The sequence below is a fragment of the Arthrospira sp. PCC 8006 genome (assembly GCF_046480465.1).
GTDB lineage: Bacteria > Cyanobacteriota > Cyanobacteriia > Cyanobacteriales > Microcoleaceae > Limnospira > Limnospira platensis.
On record NZ_PKGG01000544.1, the window covers coordinates 1 to 504 of the forward strand.

Below are 504 nucleotides of genomic sequence, written 5' to 3' on the forward strand. Positions count from 1 at the left end.
AGCGGTGTCTGCATCCTGGGATAAAATCCTGAAACTGTGGGATTTGGAGCAGGGGAGGGAAMTCGCTACCCTCTCTGGGCATAGTGGCTCGGTAAATGCAGTGGCGATCGCCCCCGACGGGAAACGAGCCGTGTCTGCATCCTGGGATAAAATCCTGAAACTGTGGGATTTGGAGCAGGGGAGGGAACTCGCTACCCTCTCTGGGCATAGTAGCGTGGTAACAGCAGTGGCGATCGCCCCCGACGGGAAACGAGCGGTGTCTGCATCCTGGGATAAAATCCTGAAACTGTGGGATTTGGAGCAGGGGAGGGAACTCGCTACCCTCTCTGGGCATAGTGGCTCGGTAAATGCAGTGGCGATCGCCCCCGACGGGAAACGAGCGGTGTCTGCATCCTGGGATAAAATCCTGAAACTGTGGGATTTGGAGCAGGGGAGGGAACTCGCTACCCTCTCTGGGCATAGTAGCGTGGTAAATGCAGTGGCGATCGCCCCSGACGGGAAACG

The 504-nt window shown here is 57.6% G+C and carries 1 protein-coding gene; it reads left to right on the top strand.

Translation table 11 applies throughout. The annotated features are described in order from the left end of the window. Positions 1-504, top strand: a 504-nt coding sequence (locus tag B9T16_RS29295; protein ID WP_410246458.1) for a WD40 repeat domain-containing protein, incomplete at both ends; no start/stop codon positions are given.